Here is a 19,758-nt window from a genome sequence, read left to right on the forward strand (position 1 = left end):
CCTTCTGGTGCCGGGGGCCCGTTGCTGCGTGCTGCCGCCTTGCCCGGCGGCTACTGGTACTTCTTCGGCAGCTGCAGCATCGGATAGCTGCCCGTGTTCGTCGGGGCGTGTTCCGGGAGCCAGAGGACTGCCACCGCGCCCTCCGCCGGGTCGTCGGGGCCCGCGCCCGCCGGGGTGACATTGCGGAACGTGAGCCGCGCGCCGAGCACCCGCGCCTGGCCCGCGGCGATCGTCAGACCCAGGCCGTGGCCGACGCCCGCCCGGTCCGTGCTGCCGGTGCGGAAACGGCTCGGGCCCTCCTCCAGGAGGCCCGCGGGGAAGCCGGGCCCGTGGTCGCGGACCCGTACCACGCGGCCCTCGACGCTGACCTCGACCGGCGGCTTCCCGTGCTTGGCCGCGTTGGCGAGGAGGTTGCCCAGGATGCGTTCGAGGCGGCGCGGGTCGGTGGTGACCTCCGACTCGTGCACCACCGTCACGCTCACGTCCGAGTTGAGCACCGCGATCCGCCGCGTCACGAACTCGCCGAGCATCAGGTCCTGCAGCTCGGCACGCTCGGCCGCGCTGTCCAGGCGCGCCACTTCCAGTACGTCCTCGACGAGCGTGCGCATCGCCTGCGCCCGGTCCCTGACCAGCTCCGTCGGACGGCCCGGCGGAAGCAGCTCGGCCGCCGTGAGCAGCCCGGTCACCGGCGTACGCAGCTCGTGCGCGATGTCGGCCGTCACCCGGCGCTCGGCTTCGAGACGCTGCTTGAGCGCATCCGCCATCGCGTCCACCGAGCGCGCCAGATCGTCGGTCTCATCGCGTACGACACCGCCGATGGCATCTCGTACGCTGACGTCCGTCTGCCCCCGGGCGACCTCCTGCGCGGCCGTCGCGGCCTTGCGCAGGCGCCGCGAGAGCTGGCCGCCGATGAGCACGCCGAGCGCGCAGCCGCCGAAGACCACCGAGATGGACCCTATGACCAGGGCCTGGTCGAGGTCCCGCATGACGGTCGTGCTGCGGTCGGTGAAGCGGGTGTGCAGCGAGAGGATGTGGCCGTCGCTCAGCGGCACCGCCGCCCAGATGTCCGGCACACCGCCCGAGTGGTCCTCCACGTATGTCGCGCGGCGCCCGGCGAGCACCTTCGTCAGGAGCTCCTTGGGCATCGTCGGGTCGTCGATCTTCATGCCGAATTGCGACGTGCGCCCGGACGTCTCGTAGATCCGCTGGGCGTACAGGATCCGCTCGTCCTGGACGTCGCGCGCGTTGTCGAGCATCGATACGCGCGCCGCGTTGTGCACGACCAGGCTCAGCGCCACCGCGACGAGCGCCCCGACGAGCGCGATCGCCGCGCTGATCTTCCAGCGCACGCCGGTGCGCAGGCGGGAGCCGAACGCCGCGCGGAAGCGGGCGCGCAGCGCGGCCACCTTCCACCTGCTCATATACGCCCCCCTGGATGCGCCGTTCGAGTCAGCCGCGCCCTGCAGATCGGCCGCGCCCTGCAGATCGGCCGAGCCACGCAGCTCAGCCGCGCCGTTCACTTCAGCCATGCCGCCGGTTCACGCCTTGAGCTTGTAGCCGAAGCCGCGGACCGTCTCGATGCGGTCCTGGCCGACCTTCGTACGAAGACGCTGCACATGGACGTCGACGACGCGGGTGTCACCGCCCCAGCCGTAGTCCCACACGCGCTCCAGGAGCTTGTCGCGGGAGAGGACCGTGCCGGGCGCGGAGGAGAATTCGAGCAGCAGACGCATCTCGGTCGGTGTCAGCGCCACCGTGGCGCCGTCCTTGCGGACCTCCATACCCTCCGTGTCGATCTCCAGATCGCCGAAGTGCAGCACACCGCCGTCGGGCGAGCCGCCCTCACCCGCGGCGGGCGCCCCCGAGTCGGGGCCGCTCGCGTGGCCGAAGCGGCGCAGCACGGCGCGGATCCTGGCCACCAGGACGGCGCCGTCGAAGGGCTTGGTCACGTAGTCGTCGGCCCCCGCCTCAAGGCCGAGCACGACATCGATGGAGTCGGCACGCGCCGAGAGCATGATCACCGGGACCGTGGACTCGTCGCGGATACGGCGGCACAGCGAGACGCCGTCCAGGCCCGGCACCATCACGTCGAGCAGCGCGATGTCCGGGCGGTCGGCGCGGAACGCCTCCAGGCCCTTCAGGCCGTCGGGCATCGCGGTGACGACGAACCCGTCCCGTTCGAGCGCGAGCTGCGTCGCCTCGCGGATGACGTCGTCATCCTCGACGAACAGGACATGGGTGTGCTCTGCCATCGGGGGCTTCCAGTTCTCTCAGTTCTCCGTGGGAGCGGGAGCATCGCTGCCCGCCGCGCTGCTGTAGTGATTGCGGATGCGGTCCGTCTCCCGGAAGTGGTTCGCCGCCCACTCGTACGTGATGACGACCTCGCCCGAGGGATACGACACCGGATCATCCTCCGCGTACAGCTGCTTGGTGATCACCAGCTCGCCCCGGTCGATCTCCGCGTAGACGGGTGGCTCCTCGTCCTGGAAGACATTCTCGTACTTCTTGCCCTCGGTGCGATACACGTAGGTACTGGTACCGACCGCGTCGCCGCAGGTCATGATGTTCACGACGACGTCGGAGGCGGATCCTCCGGTCAGGTTGCCGTACGAGACGTCGACCGGATACTCGTCGGCGACACAGGGCTTCAGGTCGCGTTTGACCGCCTGGCTCACCTTCGGGTCGTCCTTGACGAGCTTCACCGCTTCGAGGGTGGAGGGCGGCGAGGGCGCGGACGCCTCGGAGGGTGTCGGGGACGGCGACGGGGTCATCACCGTCTCGCCCCGGTTGCCGGGGCCCTCGTCCCTGGCGCCGGAGCCGCCGGTCGAGCAGGCGGTGAGCGAAAGGCCGATGGCGGCGAGCGCGATCCCTGCCGCGCTCCCCGCCTTCAACGTCCTGCCGGTCGTCCTGCAAGCCCGGGTACTTAGGCCGCGCAACGCTCCCGCTCCTCACGTTCGAGCGCGCCGGTGGCGGGCTCTTCGCGGTCCCGGCTCTCCAGCTCCTGGCGGAGCCTGGCGAGCGCCCGGTGCAGGGTGCTCTTGACCGTTCCCGCGGACATGCCGAGTGCCGCGGCCGTCTCCTCTGTGGACATCTGCTCCCAGTGTCGCAGCACGACGACGCTGCGCTGCTTGGGTGCGAGCACCTTCATGATGTCCATCAGGAGGGCGCGGTCCGCATGCTGTTCCGTGGAGTCTTCCACGGACGCGTCGGGCAGCTGCTCGGTGGGGACCTCTTCGAGCTTGCGGGCCCGCCACCACTCCGTACGCGTGTTGATCATGACGCGGCGCAGATAAGCGTCCGCGAGCCGCTTGTCGGCTATGCCGTCCCAGCGGCCGTACGTCCGCACGAGAGCGGTCTGCAGAAGGTCCTGGGCGTCGACGGGGTCGGGGACCAGGCGCCGGGCACTGCGCAGGAGGGCGTCCTGCCGAGTGCGGACGTACTCTTCGAACTCGAGCACCTCACCGTGCGCCATACCTAACCGCCTCCGTTCACCGACACCGCTTGTGCGGTACGGATATGAAGCTACGGAGGCGTTGTCACGAGGCTGTGCGGAGCAGCCAGCGGAGGGCGCACGGCCTTCCGTCGGTTGTGTAACAGAAGTAGGCGGAACGTAAAGGAGGGGCTTCTCAGGCCTCGCTCAGGCCTCTCTCAGGCCTGACTCAGGCCTTGTTCAGGTCTCCCCAGGCCCTTCCGAGGCCCTTCCCAGCCCCTTCCCAGGCCCTTCTCAGGTCAGGGGGAGGCGGTAGAACCCCTCCGCGAGCGGCTCCACGAGACCGTCCGCGACAAGCCCGTCCAGCGCGCGGGCCCGCTGCACCGGCTCGTCCCACACCCGGTCGAGGGCCGCCTGCGGTACGGGAGCCACGGCCTCCCGGAGCACCGCGAGCAGCTTGCCGCGGACCTGGCGGTCGGTGCCCGCGTAGGTCTGCCCCCGGCGGGCGGGCCCCTGATGCGCCGGCTTGCCGGCGGCCTGCCACGCACACTGCTGCGCGATGGGGCACCGGTTGCAGCTCTCGTTCTTGGCGGTGCAGACGAGGGCGCCGAGCTCCATGGACGCGGCGGCCCAGCGGGACGCGGTGCGTTCGTCGTCGGGGAGCAGGGCGCGGGCGAGCTTGCGCTCGGCGGCGGTGGTGGCGTTCGGGGGGTACTGGACGCCGGTGACGGCGCGCGCGAACACGCGGCGCACGTTCGTGTCGAGGACGGCGTGCCGCTGCCCGTACGCGAACGACGCCACGGCAGCGGCGGTGTACTCGCCGATGCCGGGCAGCGCGAGCAGCTGCGCGTGCTTGGCGGGTACGTCGCCGCCGTGCCGTTCCGTTATGGCGACGGCGGCGCCGTGCAGCCGCAGGGCGCGGCGGGGGTAACCGAGGCGTCCCCAGGCGCGGACGGCCTCGCCCGGGGCTTCCTTGGCGAGGTCGGCGGGGCGGGGCCAGCGGGCGATCCACTGCTCGTACACGGGCAGGACGCGGCTTACGGGCGTCTGCTGCAGCATGAACTCACTGACCATCACACCCCAGGGCCCGGCGTCGGCCCGACGCCACGGCAGATCGCGGGCGTTCGCGTCGAACCAGGCGATGACGGAACCGTGCAGGGCCTCGCCGGCGGGCTCAGGGGCGGGCTCGTGGCTGTCGGACATTGGCGTGGGCGGCATTTGCGGCATGGGCTTCGTGGGCGCAGTCATGGCAAGACGATCCTGCCATGGGGGCGGCGGGGGGCGGGCCAGGCGGGGCGGGTTTCGCTCTGCCGGGGTGAGCCGATTGGATACCCCGCCCGTGGCTTGCGGGGTGCACTGGCCCGCCTCTGCGGCTCTGCCGACTCCCGGCCTGTGGGGTCACGCCCGTCTCTGCGGCTGCCTCGCTCCGCGTCCCGTGGGGTTCGCCCCCCACGCTCCAAGTCCGCCCACCTCACGGGCACAGCCCTCGCCGCACCCTCTACAAGCCCGCCGCTTCGCGGCGGATGTCTCCCGCCCACCCACCCGTTACCCCGCAGGGCAACGGGTGGGTGGGTGGGAGAGCACTGGCCGCTCAAGGGCGAGGACCTGACGATCGGCAGGGGCGGCCGCCGCAGGGCGCCAAGTAGCGTCACGGAAGTGAAGAGCAGCCGAGGACAGGACGCCCTCCTCTGGGCAGCGCTGGCCCTGCCCGCGCTGACAGTGGACCGGATGGGCCTGAACGAGCCCCGCCCGGCCTGGCAGCAGGCGGCGGGAATCGCGGTACTGGGCCTCGCCGCAGCAGTCTGGCGCCGCTGGCCCCAGGTGGGCTTCGCGGCAGCCGCAGGCCTGGAGCTCGCGGCGGCGCCCTCCCTGTTCACGCTCTCGTACGGCACCGCCCTCGCGGTATTCGCCCTGCTCATGGGCCGCAAAGCCACCCGCGTCCGGCCCGCGCTGCTCCTCTTCGGGGCCATCGCCCTGCTGGGCACGGCCAAGATCGTCGTACGGGGCGTCGACCCCGTCGTGGAGTGGCTCGTCCTCATGGGGACGCTGCTCTTCGGCGCGGTCTTCCCGTGGCTCGCGGGCCGCTACCTCCGCCAGGGCCGCGAACTCGCCGCCGCGGGATGGGCCCGCGCCGCCCAGCTTGAGCGCGAGCAGCGCATCGTCGCCGACCGGGCCCGCCTGCGCGAACGGGCCAGGATCGCCCAGGACATGCACGACTCCCTGGGACACGAACTGAGCCTCATCGCGGTAAGGGCAGGCGCACTCCAGGTGGCCGCCGATCTGCCGGAACGGCACCGAGGCGCCGCAGCCGACCTGCGCGTGGCCGCGTCGGACGCCACGGACCGGCTGCACGAGATCATCGGGCTGCTGAGGGAAGAGGGTGACGAGGTCGCCCCGCTCGCCCCGGCGGGCGAAAGCGTGCGGGCCCTGGTCGAGCGCGCCGCCGACTCCGGACTGCCGGTCCGGTACATAGCGGGGGACGCGAAGGATCACCGTACGAAATCGCCCGGACCGAGATCGACCGCCACGGAAGAGACCACCCCGGATTCGACCGCCACAGAAGAAACCGAACGAACCGTCCACCGAATCGTCCAGGAAGCCCTGACCAACGCAGCCAAGCACGCCCCCGGCGCCTCCGTCACCGTAGAGGTGAGGGCGACAGCCGTCGTCGTCACCAACGGGCCCGCCAAGGAACCGGGTTCGGGCCCCGGCGTCGGCTCCGGCCTCGTAGGCCTGCGGGCCAGGGTCGAAGATCTGGGCGGCACCCTCGACGCGGGGCCGCACGACGACGGATTCCGCGTCGTCGCACGGTTCCCCACCGAGGGCGGGGAACCGCTCCCGGTGAGGCTCGCCCGTGCCGGCTCCGCCCCCGCGTACGCGAGACGCCGGACCGTACTGGCCTTCGGAGCCGCCCTGGCCACCGGAGCACTCCTCGTGGGCGGCGCCTTCGCCTGGTACGCGTACTCCAGATCGCAGGCCGTTCTCGAACCCGCCGACTACGCCCGGCTCGAGGTCGGCCAGACACAGACCGAAGCCGGCCGGCTCCTGCCCGCCAGAACCGCGACCGATCCGCCCGAAGAGCGCGCCCCCACCCCGCCCCCCGGCGGCGCGGACTGCCGCTACTACCGAGCAAGCAGTGAACTCTTCGTCACCGTCGAGCACTTCCGGATCTGCTTCAAGGACGGGGTCATCCTGGAGAAGAGCGTGATCCCCAAGGCCGGGGTCGGCGGCGAAGTGCAACAGAAGAGAGAGTGAGTGCCGTGATCCGCGTACTGCTGGCCGACGACGAGGCGATGATCCGCGCGGGCGTCCGCGCGATCCTCGGCGCCGGCGAGGACATCGAGGTCGTCGCGGAGGCCGGAGACGGGCGCGAGGCCGTCTCGCTCGCGCAGGCCCACCGCCCGGACGTCGCGCTGCTCGACATCCGCATGCCGGGCCTCGACGGCCTGGCCGCGGGCGAGGAGATCGTACGGACGCTGCCCGGCACCGCGGTCGCCATGCTGACGACCTTCTCCGAGGACGCGTACGTCGCGCGTGCGCTGAGCGGCGGAGCCACCGGATTCCTGCTGAAGTCCGGCGACCCGAACGAACTCATAGCGGGCGTACGCGCGGTGGCCGGCGGCGCCGCGTTCCTCTCGCCCAAAGTGGCCCGTCACGTCATCGACGCATACGGCGCCCGGCGCACGGTCCGGGGCGCCGACGCCCGCGCCCGGACCGCGGCCCTCACCCCGCGCGAGCGCGAAGTCCTCGGGCTCGTCGGCGAGGGGCTCTCCAACCCGGAGATCGCCGCCCGGCTGCATCTGGTCGAAGGCACGGTCAAGGCGTACGTGAGCGCGGTACTCGACCGGCTCGGGGTCAAGAACCGCGTACAGGCGGCGATCGTCGCCTACGAGGCGGACCTCGTACGACTCTGAAGCCGCCCCTTAAGCCCTCACCCCCAGCCGCCCCGACTGACGAAGCCCCGGTAAGCCCCGCCCCCGCCACGCGAGTTGCAACGCCTCAGCGGCGATGCGACACCTCAGCGGCGATGCGACGCAGGCCGCCGGTGCGACGTCGGTGCCTGCCGCGTGGGGCTCCCCGGCCCCGCGAACCACCTGACGACCCCCGTCGAGGACCCGCGCATCGCCTCGCCGACCCGCGCCACGGGGCGAGTTGCCACCCGTACGAGGATGAGGGCGAGCACCGCTCCGAGCAGCAGGCCCACGGCCACGTCATGCGGATAGTGCACGCCCACGAAGACCCGCGAGAACGCCATGAGCACGGCCATCGGCAGCGTGAGCGCGGCGATCCGCGGCCAGGCGAGCGCGAGGCCGACCGCAGCGGCGCCCGCGATCGTCGAGTGGTTGCTGGGGAAGGACCAGTCGCCGTACGCCGGGCACTCGACGATCGAGTTGAGCGCCCCGGAAACAGCCCGGCAGGGGCGCTCCTCGGTGATCGCGGACTTGAGCAGCTCGCTGCACACGTACGCCACCGCCGTGACGAGGGGCGCGAGAACAGCTATCGCGAGGGCGCGCGGGTCACCGCGCCGCGCCCGCCACCAGGCGACGATGAAGAGCACGCCGAAAAGCAGCAGGCCGAGCTCCGTCCACACCTCGGCGAGGTGCTGGAACCAGGTGGGGGTGTCGTGGGCGAAGTCGGTGACATCGCGATAGAGATCGTCGGTCATGGTGTCCATGATTACGGACGGTACGTAGTGGGTCCGAATCGTCACATCCGGCGATCGACCCGTCACAGTCCCTGACGAAAGACAGGGGTCGAAAAGCGGAGTCGGTCATTCCGAGATGATGATCGTGAAACTTTGTGACTCCGGGCGGCGGGTGGGGCAGGACAAGTCGCAGATCTCTCGTAAGGTTTGGGCCGTGGGATCACTGCGCAATCCGGTCGGGCCGCTTCCCTCCACCATCTACTGGCGTCGGAGGGCCGTTCTGCTGTCCTTGATCGGGCTGCTGGCGCTGCTGGCCGTGTGGGTACTCACCATGGGGGGCGGGGGCGGCAAGAACGGCGCCGACGGTCCGTCGGGCTCCGATCCGGCCACCTCCATCACTCCGGGACCTTCCGGTTCCGGGCCCGCCATCAGCCAAAACCCCGGCGGACGCGACGAGTCGGACGACGAGGGCGACGGGGACGGCTCCGGCTCCGGTGACTCGGGCGGCGGCTCCGGCGACTCCGAGGGGTCGGACGGCTCGGGTGATTCCGGCGGCGGCAACGGCGACGGCAGCGGCTCGGGCGACGACGCCAAGGGCGGCGGCGGTGCGGGCGGACAGCTTCCGGCGGGGTCGAGCATCCCCAACTGTGTCAGCGGCGACGTGAAGTTGAAGCTGCGGAGCATTCACAACCGGTACGAGGTCGGTCAGAAGCCGAAGTTCGAACTCGTCGCCAGCAACAGCGCGGGCAAGGCCTGCAAGGTGGATCTCGGCGGCAAGAAGACGGTCGTCACGATCACGCAGGCCGACAGCGACAAGGAGATCTGGTCCTCGGCGGACTGCCCCGAAGGCGGCGGGAGCCTGCTGCTCCGCGTGCCGGGCGAGGGGAGCGTCACGCACACCGTGGAGTGGGACCGGCGCGGGAGCGAGCCGAAGTGCGCAACGCCTTCGGCGGGGAGCGCTAAGCCGGGGACTTACCTCGTCGAGGCCAAGTCCCCGGGCTTGAAGTCGGTGCAGGCCTCGTTCGTGCTTGAAGAGGGCTGATCTGCGGGTTGCTGCTCGGTGGGTGGTCTTTCCGCGCTCCGCGCGGGGTCTCCCGCCCACCCACCCGATTACCGCAGCTCTAGACGTACCGCTCCAGGATCGACGACTCCGCAAGGCGCGAAAGCCCCTCCCGGACGCTGCGGGCCCGCGCCTCACCGACGCCGTCCACGGTCTGGAGGTCGTCGACGCTCGCGGCGAGCAGCTTCTGCAGGCCCCCGAAGTGCTCGACCAGGCGGTCGATGATCGCGCCGGGCAGGCGCGGCACCTTGGCGAGGAGGCGGAAGCCCCGCGGGGAGACCGCGGAGTCCAGGGCCTCCGGAGAGCCGGTGTAGCCCAAGGCCCGGGCCACGGTGGGCAGTTCGAGCAGCTCCGCGTGCGAAAGCGCGTCCAGTTCGAAGAGCGCCTCCTCGACCGTGCGGGAACGCTTCGCCGTCGGCTCGGGCACGTAGTCCCGGACGACCAGCTCGCGCTCGGGCTCGACGCCCGCGATCAACTCGTCCAGCTGCAGGGCGAGAAGACGGCCGTCCGTGCCCAGCTCCACCACGTACTCGGCGATCTCGGTGGCGATGCGGCGCACCATCTCCAGGCGCTGGGCGACCGCGGTGACGTCGCGGACCGTCACCAGGTCCTCGATCTCCAGGGCGGAGAGCGTGCCCGCGACCTCGTCGAGGCGCAGTTTGTAGCGCTCCAGGGTCGCGAGGGCCTGGTTGGCGCGGGACAGGATCGCCGCCGAGTCCTCCAGGACCTTGCGCTGCCCGTCCACGTAGAGCGCGATGAGGCGCATGGACTGGGAGACGGAGACGATGGGGAAGCCCACCTGCTTGGACACGCGGTCCGCGGTGCGGTGCCGGGTGCCCGTCTCCTCCGTGGGGATCGTCGGGTCGGGGACGAGCTGCACGCCCGCCCGCAGGATCTTGGTGATGTCCTTGTCGACGACGATGCCGCCGTCGAGCTTGCACAGCTCGCGCAGCCGCGTCGCCGTGAACTCGACGTCCAGGATGAAGCCGCCCGTACACATCGATTCGACGGTCTTGTCCCAGCCGAGGACGATGAGCCCTCCGGTGTTGCCGCGGAGGATGCGCTCGAGTCCGTCGCGCAGGCCCGTGCCGGGAGCGACCGCGCTCAGGGAGGCGCGCATCAGCCCGTCCGCACCGGAGCTTCCACCGGACTTGCCGGGAGCTGACGCCCGGTCGTTGGCTGCCACTGCACTCCTCGGGTCGCGGGTTGTCCCGGCCCCGGTCCGCACGACTGCTTCGTACGGATGGACGAGACCAGGGCAAAGTCTACCGGCGCTCTTCGCTCTCCCGTGGGGCCTCTCTGCGACGCGACCTCGGAAGGACTCGCAGCGCGTCCCCCATGTCGGCGACTTCGGTGACCTTCATACCGGCCGGGACCTTGCCCGGATCGGCCGGTACGAGGGCGTGCGTGAAGCCCAGGCGGTGTGCCTCCGCGAGCCTGCGCTGGACTCCCGTAACGCGTCTGACCTCGCCCGCGAGGCCCACTTCGCCGATCGCGACGAGATTTTTCGGCAGCGGGGTGTCGCTCGCCGCGCTGGCCAGGGCGAGGGCGACCGCGAGGTCGGCGGCCGGCTCGGTGAGCTTCACGCCGCCGACCGTCGCGCTGTAGATGTCGCGCTTGCCGAGTGCGGTGATGCGGCCGCGCTGCTCCAGGACGGCCAGCATCATCGAGACGCGTGAGGTCTCCAGGCCGGAGGTGGTGCGCCGGGGGGAGGGGATCTGGGACTCGACGGTGAGGGCCTGGACCTCGGCGACCAGGGGGCGGCGGCCTTCGAGCGTGACCGTCAGACAGGTGCCGGGGACGGCTTCCGTGCGGCGGGTGAGGAAGAGGCCGCTGGGGTCGGCGAGGCCGGTGATGCCCTCGTCGTGCAGTTCGAAGCAGCCGACTTCGTCCGTCGTCCCGTAACGGTTCTTGACGCCCCGGACGAGACGCAGGCGCGCGTGGCGGTCGCCCTCGAAGGACAGGACGACGTCCACCAGGTGCTCCAGGAGGCGGGGTCCCGCGATCGCCCCGTCCTTGGTGACATGGCCGACCAGGAGCGTGGACATGCCGCGCTCCTTGGAGGCGCGGATCAGGGCGCCCGCCACCTCGCGGACCTGGGCCATGCCGCCCGGCGCCCCGTCGATCTCCGGAGAGGCGATCGTCTGGACCGAGTCCAGGATCAGCAGGGACGGCTTCACCGCGTCCAAGTGACCCAGGACGGCAGCGAGATCGGTCTCCGCCGCCAGATAGAGGTGGTCGTCGATCGCCTTGATGCGGTCGGCGCGCAGCCGGACCTGGCTGGCCGACTCCTCGCCGGTCACATAGAGCGTGCGGTGCTCGTCGCTCGCCGACTTCGCCGCGACGTCCAGGAGCAGCGTGGACTTGCCGACGCCCGGCTCGCCCGCGAGGAGCACCACGGCGCCGGGGACGAGGCCGCCGCCCAGGACACGGTCGAACTCGGGCACTCCGGTGGTGCGTGCGGTGGCCTGGCGGCCGTCGACCTCGCCGATGGGCAGGGCGGAGGAGGTGACACGGCCGGGGGCCGTGGTGCGGACCGCGGGCGCCCCGTACTCCTCGACCGTGCCCCAGGCCTGGCATTCGGGGCAGCGGCCGAGCCACTTGGCCGTCTGCCAGCCGCACTCGGTGCAGCGGTAGGACGGCCGGTCTTTGCCGGATTTAGTACGGGCAGCCATGAACCGAACCGTAGCGGGCAGCACTGACAGTGGTGCACGCGAGCCGGATCGCGAGGGCGGGAGCAGTTCCGGAATCATGGGTTCCTGTCCCCTTTTGAGGGATCTGTTCACCCGTAAGGATTAAATGTGCTCAAGGTGGAAGAACGACCCGGCATCATCCGCCTAACTTCGCACGGGTGATGAGCAGCAGGCCGGAAACCCCCACGCAAGCAACCGGCGCACACCGGGCGCATCGTGACGCGCGCCAGCGCGTTGTGCCCCGCTCGGTGCCGCAGGCGCCGCCCGCACGCTATGAGCCCTGTCTGGACGGCCTGTTCACGTACTGCCTGTCCGTGCTCTGCGATCACGAAGCCGCGACCGCCGCCCTGGGCGACGTGCTCGCCATCGCCGAGCGCCGCGGCTCACGAGGTCCGGCCACCGAGGCCGAACTGAAGTCCTGGCTGTACGCACTCGCCCGCTGGGTCTGCCTGCGCGCACTCGCCGACGCGAAGCGCAAACGGCAGGGCGCGCACGCCTCCGGGTCTGCATCCCGCGTCCCGAAGGCGTCCGAGCCCGCCGGGTCCGCCCAGTCCGCCGGGTCCGCCGGGTCCGCCGAGGCCCCGGCACCGCCGGACGAGACGGAGCTGCGGCGCCGCCGCGAACTCGCCCAGCTGGCCTGGCCGGAAGCCGCCGGCACGACGCCCGAGCAGCGCGAGGCCCTTGAGCTCGCCGTGCGCCACCAGCTCTCCCCGCAGGAGGTCGCCGCGGTCGTCGGCATGGACGTCGGCAGGACCCGCGAACTGCTCGCGTCCGCCGCCTGCGAGGTGGAGCGCACGCGGGCCGCGCTCGCCGTCGTGGAGACCGGCAACTGCCCGATCGTCGCCCGCCTCACCGGCGACAACCAACTCCTCCTCGGCACGGCCCTGCGCCGCGAGCTCGTCCGGCACGTCGACGACTGCCCGCGCTGCCGCCGCACCGCCGAGCGCGCCGGATCCGGCGCCTGGCCCGGCACGGCCGCTTCCCCGGCCGCACTGCCCGTCATCGAGGCACCGCGGGCCGCCGTGCACGTGGCGATGGCGCACGTCCCGCGCGCGCGGGGCGGCGGTCCGCGCTTCGACCGGCGCGGCTTCCCGGTGGACCCCAAGGACCACGCCGCCCGCCGCGACCGGATGCGCGCGCGTGTCGTGACGACGACGGTCGTCGCCACCGTGGTGGCCGCGCCGGTGCTCGCGCTCTGGGCGGCGTACCGCGGGGCGCCGCTGACCGGTGAGGGCCAGGACGGCCGCTCGGTCAGCGCGAGCGACGCCGGGCCGGACGGTTCGAACGGCGACCGCAGGCCCGAGGACTACGAGAACGCGGGCAACGCCGACACCCCGCCCGACCCCCGCTTCACCGCGGGCAGCCGCTCGCCGGACGTCTCCGTGGAGGTCATCAGCTCCGGATCACCGCCGTCCCGTTCGGGGACCGGCGCCGGCCGCCTCACGGTCGCGGCGCAGTCGAGCGGCGGTACGACACTGATCACGCTCTCCGCGTCGGGAGGCGAGCCGGTCCACTGGTCGGCGAGCGCGGGGGCGCCCTGGCTCTACCTGAGCCGGTCGTCCGGGACGCTCGCACCGGGGGAGACGTCCACGATCAGGGTGTACGTCGACCACTCGCGGGAGCCCGCGGGGCACTGGAGCGCCCGGGTCTCCGTCGCGCCCTCGGGAGCGATCATCTCGATCGGCGGGTACGGCAGCGGTTCGGGGCGCCCGACGCATCCCGGCCCCCGCCCGACCACGACACCACCGAAGCCCCGGCCGACACCGACGACCCCGGACCCGACGACCCCCACGCCGACGACCCCGGACCCGACCCCGACGACCCCGGACCCGACTCCCACCCCGTCGGACCCGGGCAACTCGACACCCCCGCCGAGCGACAGCGGCGACCCGAGCCCGAGCGGCAGCTAGCCGGTTCTCAGCGGGAGGGGTCCGCCGGATGCGGAGCGAGCAAGGGAAGCTGAGAAGCGAGGCGCTCCTCGCACAGCTCCGCGAGCCGGTCGTACCCCTCCTTGCCCATCAGCTCCGTCAGCTCGGGCCGGTAGGAGACGTACACCGGATCACCCGCACCGTGCGCCGACGTCGCAGACGTGCACCACCAGTGCAGATCGTGGCCACCGGGACCCCAGCCACGCCGGTCGTACTCCCCGATGGACACCTGGAGAATGCGGGTGTCGTCGGGCCGGTCGATCCACTCGTAGGTCCGCCGGACCGGCAACTGCCAGCAGACGTCCGGCTTCGTCTCCAGCGGCTCGCGCCCCTCCTTCAGCGCCAGGATGTGCAGCGAGCACCCCGCGCCCCCGGCGAAACCGGGGCGGTTCTGGAAGATGCAGGAGCCGTTGTACGGGCGGGTCTGGCGCTCGCCGTCGTCGTCCGTCGAGACCCAGCCGGTCTCCGTGCCGATGTCGTGGTGCTGCCAGATGTCCGGCGTGAGCCGCGCCACGGACTCGGCGACCCGCTTCTCGTCGTCCTCGTCGGAGAAGTGGGCACCCAGCGTGCAGCACCCGTCGTCCGCCCGGCCCGCCGCGATGCCCTGGCAGCCACTGCCGAAGATGCAGCTCCACCGAGAGGTCAGCCATGTCAGATCGCAGCGGAAGACCTGCTCGTCGTCCGCCGGATCAGGGAACTCCACCCAGGCGCGGGCGAAGTCGAGGCCCTTCTCGTCCGGCTGCGCCTTCGCAGGCTTCCCCGGCTTATTCTTCGACTTCGGCTTCGTTTTGTCGGTCTTCGCCTTTTTCGTCTTTGGCACGTCTCCAGGGTATGCGCGCGCTACCCGGTCCGAGGACCAGCGACAGCCGTACGAGCAGTAGCGTTCCGTATATGAGACTCGGTGTCCTCGACGTAGGTTCGAACACGGTGCATCTGCTGGTGGTGGACGCACACCCCGGCGCGCGCCCCCTGCCCGCGTACTCGCACAAGGCGGACCTGCGCCTCGCCCAACTCCTCGACGACGCCGGGGCGATCGGCCCCGAGGGCGTCGACCTCCTGGTCGGCACCGTCCGTGACGCGATGGAGGCCGCCGAGGACAAGGGCGTCGAGGACCTGCTGCCGTTCGCGACCTCCGCGGTGCGCGAGGCGACCAACGCCGACCAGGTCCTGGCCAGGGTCAAGGAGGAGACCGGCGTCGACCTCCAGGTCCTCACCGGCGCCGAGGAGGCCCGCCTCACCTTCCTCGCGGCCCGCCGCTGGTTCGGCTGGTCGGCGGGAAAGCTCCTGGTCATCGACATCGGCGGCGGCTCGCTCGAAATCGCGTACGGCATCGACGAGGAACCGGACGCGGCGGTCAGCCTGCCGCTCGGTGCGGGTCGTCTGACGTCTTCCTGGCTGAGCCAGGACCCGCCGGACCCCGCCGACGTGAAGGCACTGCGCAGGCACGCGCGTGCCGAGATCGCCCGCACGGTGGGGGAGTTCAGCCGCTTCGGCGCCCCGGACCACGTCGTGGCGACGTCGAAGACGTTCAAGCAGCTGGCCAGGCTCGCGGGCGCCGCGCGCTCCGCCGAGGGGCTCTACGTACAGCGTGAGCTGAAGCGGAAGTCCCTGGAGGACTGGGTGCCGCAGCTGGCCGCGATGACGGCCATGGAGCGCGCCGAACTGCCCGGAGTCTCCGAAGGGCGGGCCGGACAGCTGCTGGCGGGGGCGCTCGTGGCGGAGGGTGCGATGGATCTCTTCGGCGTCGAGACCCTGGAGATCTGCCCGTGGGCGCTGCGCGAGGGCGTGATCCTGCGCAGGCTCGACCATCTTCCGACGTAGCCGGGCGCGTACCCCCGCCAGTAGACGTACGTCACATACGACTCGGGTGTGTGGGAGACCACCTCCCGGGTGCCGGGGCATGGCCCGTACGCTGTCCCTCGTGGCAGAACCAGTGGTGCGCATCCCGGATGCGAAGGTCGCCCTGTCGACGGCCTCGGTCTATCCGGAGTCGACGGCGACGGCCTTCGAGATCGCCGCGCGCCTTGGCTACGACGGTGTCGAAGTCATGGTGTGGACCGACCCCGTGAGCCAGGACATCGAGGCCCTGCGCAGACTCAGCGACTACCACCAGATCCCGATCCTGGCCATCCACGCGCCGTGTCTCCTGATCACGCAGCGCGTGTGGTCCACGGACCCCTGGGTGAAACTCCAGCGCGCGCAGACCGCCGCCGAGAAGCTGGGCGCGTCGACCGTCGTCGTGCATCCGCCCTTCCGCTGGCAGCGGGGGTACGCGAACGCCTTCGTCGACGGCATCTGGAAAATGGCCGAAGAGACGGACGTCCGGTTCGCTGTCGAAAACATGTACCCGTGGCGTTACCGCGACCGCGAGATGCTCGCGTACGCCCCCGACTGGGACGTCACCAAGGACGACTACCGCCACTTCACGGTCGACCTCAGCCACACCGCGACCGCCCGCACGGACGCGATGGACATGATCGACCGCATGGGCGACCGCCTCGGGCACGTCCACCTCGCCGACGGCAAGGGCTCCGCCAAGGACGAGCACCTGGTGCCGGGCCGCGGCACACAGCCGTGCGCCGAGCTCCTGGAACACCTGGCGACGAGCGGCTTCGACGGGCACGTCGTCATCGAGGTCAACACGCGCCGCGCGATGTCCAGCGCCGAGCGCGAGGCAGACCTGGCCGAGGCACTCGCCTATACGCGGCTGCATCTGGCGTCCGCGGTGAAGGTGCCCCGGTCGTGACTTCGGCTTCACCGGGCGACGCGGCTCCCCGCCGCAGGGGACGCCCGTCCCGTACGCAGTCCGCCGAGGGCCCTGCGACGCGGGACCGCATCCTGGAAGCGGCCCGCACCGAGTTCTCCGCGCGCGGGTACGAGAAGACGTCCGTACGCGGGATCGCCAAGGCGGCCGGGGTGGACTCGGCGCTCGTGCACCATTACTTCGGTACGAAGGAGCAGGTCTTCGAGGCGTCGATCGAGGTGGCCTTCGCACCCTCGCTCGACGCTCCGGCGGCGATCGAGGAGGGCCCGCTCGACGGCGTCGGCGAGCGCCTGACACGCTTTGTCTTCGGCGTCTGGGAGAACCCCGCGACCCGGGTACCGCTGCTCGCGATCGTGCGCTCGGCGGTGAACAACGACACGGCGGCCGCGGTCTTCCGCCGCCTCATCGCCACCCAGCTGCTCGGCAGGATGGCGAACCGGCTCGATCAGCCGGACGCGGAACTGCGGGCGGAACTGGCGGCCGCGCAGCTGGTGGGCACGGCGATGCTGCGGTACGTGATCCAGGTCGAGCCGCTGGCCTCCGCGGACCCGGAGGCGATCATCGCGCGGATCGCGCCGGTGGTGCAGGGGCATCTGACCGGCCCCTGACGGGGCGGCGACGGGGAGCGGACAGCCGCACTCCATAGCCGCTCACCGAGACAGTTGTCCCGCAATCCGGACAGGCTGTCCAGATCGTGGAGGGTCGGCGTACCCTCGAAAACAGTCGATTCCTATGTCTCTGAGATCTCAGAAGGAGCGAGCGACGATGCCCGAGCTCAGGTCCCGCACAGTCACCCACGGCCGCAACATGGCGGGCGCACGCGCCCTTATGCGTGCCTCCGGTGTACCCGGCGCGGACATCGGGCGTAAGCCGATCATCGCCGTCGCCAACTCCTTCACCGAGTTCGTGCCCGGCCACACCCACCTCCAGCCGGTCGGCCGGATCGTCTCCGAGGCGATCGTCGCGGCGGGCGCCATCCCGCGCGAGTTCAACACGATCGCCGTGGACGACGGCATCGCGATGGGCCACGGCGGCATGCTGTACTCCCTGCCCTCCCGCGACCTGATCGCGGACTCGGTGGAGTACATGGTGGAGGCGCACTGCGCCGACGCCCTGATCTGCATCTCGAACTGCGACAAGATCACCCCCGGCATGCTGAACGCGGCCCTGCGCCTCAACATCCCGACGGTCTTCGTCTCCGGCGGCCCGATGGAGGCCGGCAAGGCCACGCTGGTGGACGGCACGGTCCGAAAACTCGACCTGGTCAACGCGATCAGCGACGCGGTCGACGAGAACGTCTCGGACGAGGACATCCTCCGCATCGAGGAGAACGCCTGTCCGACCTGCGGCAGCTGCTCCGGCATGTTCACGGCCAACTCCATGAACTGCCTGACCGAGGCCATCGGCCTCTCCCTGCCCGGCAACGGCTCGGTCCTGGCCACGCACACCGCCCGCAAGGCGCTGTACGAGAACGCGGGCCGGACGGTCGTCGAGATCGCCAAGCGGTACTACGACGGCGACGACGAGTCGGTCCTGCCGCGCAACATCGCCACCCGCGCCGCCTTCGACAACGCCATGGCGCTCGACATCTCCATGGGCGGCTCCACGAACACGATCCTGCACCTGCTCGCTGCGGCGCAGGAGGCCGAGCTCGACTACACCCTGGCCGACATGGACGAGGTCTCGCGCCGCGTCCCCTGCCTGGCCAAGGTCGCCCCGAACGTCGCGCCCGGCGGCACGTACTACATGGAGGACGTGCACCGCGCCGGCGGCATCCCCGCGATCCTCGGCGAGCTGTACCGCGGCGGCCTCCTGAACGAGGACGTGCACACGGTCCACTCCCAGTCCATCAAGGACTGGCTGGACACGTGGGACGTGCGCGGCGGCTCGCCCTCCGCCGAGGCCGTCGAGCTGTGGCACGCGGCCCCGGGCTGCGAGCGCTCGGCGACCGCGTTCTCCCAGTCGAAGCGCTGGGACAGCCTGGACACGGACGCCGCCGGCGGCTGCATCCGGGACCTGGCCCACGCGTACTCGGAGGACGGCGGCCTCGCGGTCCTCAAGGGCAACATCGCGGAGGACGGCTGCGTCGTGAAGACGGCGGGCGTCGACGAGTCGATCTGGACGTTCGAGGGTCCCGCGGTGGTCTGCGAGTCGCAGGAAGAAGCGGTCGACAAGATCCTCAAGAAGCAGGTCAAGGAAGGCGACGTGGTCGTCATCCGCTACGAGGGCCCCAAGGGCGGCCCCGGCATGCAGGAGATGCTCTACCCCACGTCCTTCCTGAAGGGCCGCGGCCTCGGCAAGGCCTGCGCCCTGGTCACGGACGGCCGCTTCTCCGGCGGTACGTCGGGCCTGTCGATCGGCCACGCGTCCCCCGAGGCGGCGGCGGGCGGCACGATCGCCCTGGTCGAGGACGGCGACCGCATCCGCATCGACATCCCCAACCGCGGCATCGAACTCCTCGTCGACGACGCGGAACTGACCCGCCGCCGCGAGGCCCTCGGCGGCGTCTACGCCCCCAAGAACCGCGAACGCAAGGTCTCGGCGGCCCTGCGCGCGTACGCGGCAATGGCCACGAGCGCGGACCGCGGCGCGGTGCGGGACGTGTCGAAGCTGGGCTAGCGCTTTCCGCTTGTCGCGGGCATTTCAGCCCGTCATGGGGGTCCCCCCTGCTCTTTAAGAGCTTGGGGGAGTTTGAGGACGAACTCGGCGGAGCCGGTGATGACGGTACGTACAAGGCCCTCGTGCCAGCGAGTTTTCGGGTAGGGGCGGGGTTGGGGAAAGGAACCCCGGCCTCCGCAACCACCCCACCTCGCTCACGCGTCCCCCAAGTGACGAACATGCCAAGGGCGGCCGAGAGCCGCCGCTCACGGGGGAGAGAAGCATGAGCGAGAACGTCATCACGCCAGAAGCCGCAGAAGCCGCAGATCCCGCAGATCCCGCAGAGGAAATCGAATCCGCCGCGGCAAGGACGTACCCGATCATCGCGGCGGTCAACGTCCGCTCAGGCCCGGGCACGTCCTACGGCAAGGTAGGCCGCCTCGCGGCAGGCAGCCGAGTAACGATCCACTGCCAGAAGCCGGGCGAGAAGGTGACGGGCCCGGGAGGCACGTCGACACTCTGGGACCGCATCGGCAGCGGCCGCTACGTCTCGGACACATACGTCCGCACAGGCAGCAGCGGCTACGTGGCACCCCGCTGCTGAGCCCTCAGGCCCCAGCAGTACAGAGGCCGCCGAAGT

At 71.2% G+C, this 19,758-nt stretch carries 18 protein-coding genes; 9 read left to right on the forward strand and 9 right to left on the reverse strand.

Features of this window, described 5'->3' with window-relative positions:
* Positions 1–50: 50 nt before the first annotated feature.
* The 5 genes from cseC to ACWFR3_RS42260 form a co-directional block, all read right to left on the reverse strand.
* Positions 51–1,421: a two-component system sensor histidine kinase CseC gene (gene cseC, locus ACWFR3_RS42240; RefSeq protein WP_453740035.1), complete on the reverse strand. Its 1,371-nt coding sequence runs from the start codon at positions 1,419–1,421 to the stop codon at positions 51–53.
* Between the two features lie 117 nt (positions 1,422–1,538).
* Entirely contained in the window at positions 1,539–2,252 is a 714-nt protein-coding gene (gene cseB, locus ACWFR3_RS42245) for a two-component system response regulator CseB (RefSeq protein WP_453740036.1), read from the reverse strand.
* A gap of 18 nt (positions 2,253–2,270) precedes the next feature.
* Positions 2,271–2,891, reverse strand: coding sequence for a hypothetical protein (locus ACWFR3_RS42250; RefSeq protein WP_453740037.1), 621 nt, complete (start codon positions 2,889–2,891; stop codon positions 2,271–2,273).
* A 32-nt stretch (positions 2,892–2,923) separates the two neighbouring features.
* On the reverse strand, positions 2,924–3,472 hold the full coding sequence (locus tag ACWFR3_RS42255) for a SigE family RNA polymerase sigma factor (protein ID WP_190083940.1): 549 nt from the start codon (positions 3,470–3,472) through the stop codon (positions 2,924–2,926).
* A gap of 252 nt (positions 3,473–3,724) precedes the next feature.
* Entirely contained in the window at positions 3,725–4,678 is a 954-nt protein-coding gene (locus ACWFR3_RS42260; protein WP_453740038.1) for an A/G-specific adenine glycosylase, read from the reverse strand.
* A gap of 408 nt (positions 4,679–5,086) precedes the next feature.
* On the opposite strand from ACWFR3_RS42260, the gene ACWFR3_RS42265 reads away from it, so the two are divergent.
* On the forward strand, positions 5,087–6,685 hold the full coding sequence (locus ACWFR3_RS42265; protein ID WP_453740039.1) for a sensor histidine kinase: 1,599 nt from the start codon (positions 5,087–5,089) through the stop codon (positions 6,683–6,685).
* Between the two features lie 5 nt (positions 6,686–6,690).
* Positions 6,691–7,344: a response regulator gene (locus tag ACWFR3_RS42270; RefSeq protein ID WP_453740056.1), complete on the forward strand. Its 654-nt coding sequence runs from the start codon at positions 6,691–6,693 to the stop codon at positions 7,342–7,344.
* A 104-nt stretch (positions 7,345–7,448) separates the two neighbouring features.
* Here the strand turns inward: ACWFR3_RS42270 and ACWFR3_RS42275 are convergent, their stop codons facing one another.
* The gene (locus tag ACWFR3_RS42275) at positions 7,449–8,105 is read right to left on the reverse strand and encodes a phosphatase PAP2 family protein (RefSeq protein ID WP_453740040.1); all 657 of its coding nucleotides are present in this window, start codon (positions 8,103–8,105) and stop codon (positions 7,449–7,451) included.
* A 184-nt stretch (positions 8,106–8,289) separates the two neighbouring features.
* On the opposite strand from ACWFR3_RS42275, the gene ACWFR3_RS42280 reads away from it, so the two are divergent.
* Entirely contained in the window at positions 8,290–9,117 is an 828-nt protein-coding gene (locus ACWFR3_RS42280; protein ID WP_453740041.1) for a hypothetical protein, read from the forward strand.
* A gap of 79 nt (positions 9,118–9,196) precedes the next feature.
* On the opposite strand, the gene disA is transcribed toward ACWFR3_RS42280, so the two are convergent.
* Entirely contained in the window at positions 9,197–10,321 is a 1,125-nt protein-coding gene (gene disA, locus ACWFR3_RS42285; protein WP_190083935.1) for a DNA integrity scanning diadenylate cyclase DisA, read from the reverse strand.
* A gap of 79 nt (positions 10,322–10,400) precedes the next feature.
* Positions 10,401–11,810, reverse strand: a complete 1,410-nt coding sequence (gene radA / locus ACWFR3_RS42290; protein ID WP_453740042.1) for a DNA repair protein RadA — start codon at positions 11,808–11,810, stop codon at positions 10,401–10,403.
* 179 nt (positions 11,811–11,989) lie between these two features.
* Between radA and ACWFR3_RS42295 the strand changes: the two genes are divergently transcribed.
* A complete protein-coding gene (locus ACWFR3_RS42295) occupies positions 11,990–13,738 on the forward strand; it encodes a BACON domain-containing protein (RefSeq protein ID WP_453740043.1) in 1,749 nt (582 codons plus the stop codon).
* A 7-nt stretch (positions 13,739–13,745) separates the two neighbouring features.
* Here ACWFR3_RS42295 and ACWFR3_RS42300 read toward each other — a convergent pair whose 3' ends face one another.
* A complete protein-coding gene (locus tag ACWFR3_RS42300; RefSeq protein ID WP_453740044.1) occupies positions 13,746–14,576 on the reverse strand; it encodes a hypothetical protein in 831 nt (276 codons plus the stop codon).
* A gap of 71 nt (positions 14,577–14,647) precedes the next feature.
* Between ACWFR3_RS42300 and ACWFR3_RS42305 the strand changes: the two genes are divergently transcribed.
* The 5 genes from ACWFR3_RS42305 to ACWFR3_RS42325 all read left to right on the forward strand — a co-directional run bounded on the left by ACWFR3_RS42305 (position 14,648) and on the right by ACWFR3_RS42325 (position 19,722).
* Entirely contained in the window at positions 14,648–15,577 is a 930-nt protein-coding gene (locus ACWFR3_RS42305; protein WP_453740045.1) for a Ppx/GppA phosphatase family protein, read from the forward strand.
* A gap of 100 nt (positions 15,578–15,677) precedes the next feature.
* Positions 15,678–16,502, forward strand: coding sequence for a sugar phosphate isomerase/epimerase family protein (locus ACWFR3_RS42310; RefSeq protein WP_453740046.1), 825 nt, complete (start codon positions 15,678–15,680; stop codon positions 16,500–16,502).
* Positions 16,499–17,128: a TetR/AcrR family transcriptional regulator gene (locus ACWFR3_RS42315; RefSeq protein ID WP_453740047.1), complete on the forward strand. Its 630-nt coding sequence runs from the start codon at positions 16,499–16,501 to the stop codon at positions 17,126–17,128. Before ACWFR3_RS42310 ends, ACWFR3_RS42315 begins: the two co-directional genes overlap by 4 nt.
* A 157-nt stretch (positions 17,129–17,285) precedes the next feature.
* On the forward strand, positions 17,286–19,139 hold the full coding sequence (ilvD, locus tag ACWFR3_RS42320; protein ID WP_453740048.1) for a dihydroxy-acid dehydratase: 1,854 nt from the start codon (positions 17,286–17,288) through the stop codon (positions 19,137–19,139).
* A gap of 262 nt (positions 19,140–19,401) precedes the next feature.
* Positions 19,402–19,722, forward strand: a complete 321-nt coding sequence (locus ACWFR3_RS42325) for an SH3 domain-containing protein (protein ID WP_453740049.1) — start codon at positions 19,402–19,404, stop codon at positions 19,720–19,722.
* The last annotated feature ends 36 nt before the right edge of the window (positions 19,723–19,758 follow it).

This window comes from Streptomyces sp. NPDC055189, from assembly GCF_053606765.1.

Excerpts from the sequence above, each read along its gene's own strand:
- cseC (WP_453740035.1), bottom strand. The coding sequence starts at position 1,421 with ATGAGCAGGTGGAAGGTGGCCGCGCTGCGCGCCCGCTTCCGCGCGGCG.
- cseB (WP_453740036.1), bottom strand. The coding sequence starts at position 2,252 with ATGGCAGAGCACACCCATGTCCTGTTCGTCGAGGATGACGACGTCATC.
- ACWFR3_RS42255 (WP_190083940.1), bottom strand. The coding sequence starts at position 3,472 with ATGGCGCACGGTGAGGTGCTCGAGTTCGAAGAGTACGTCCGCACTCGG.
- ACWFR3_RS42260 (WP_453740038.1), bottom strand. The coding sequence starts at position 4,678 with ATGACTGCGCCCACGAAGCCCATGCCGCAAATGCCGCCCACGCCAATG.
- ACWFR3_RS42275 (WP_453740040.1), bottom strand. The coding sequence starts at position 8,105 with ATGGACACCATGACCGACGATCTCTATCGCGATGTCACCGACTTCGCC.
- radA (WP_453740042.1), bottom strand. The coding sequence starts at position 11,810 with ATGGCTGCCCGTACTAAATCCGGCAAAGACCGGCCGTCCTACCGCTGC.
- ACWFR3_RS42295 (WP_453740043.1), top strand. The coding sequence starts at position 11,990 with ATGAGCAGCAGGCCGGAAACCCCCACGCAAGCAACCGGCGCACACCGG.
- ACWFR3_RS42305 (WP_453740045.1), top strand. The coding sequence starts at position 14,648 with ATGAGACTCGGTGTCCTCGACGTAGGTTCGAACACGGTGCATCTGCTG.
- ilvD (WP_453740048.1), top strand. The coding sequence starts at position 17,286 with ATGCCCGAGCTCAGGTCCCGCACAGTCACCCACGGCCGCAACATGGCG.
- ACWFR3_RS42325 (WP_453740049.1), top strand. The coding sequence starts at position 19,402 with ATGAGCGAGAACGTCATCACGCCAGAAGCCGCAGAAGCCGCAGATCCC.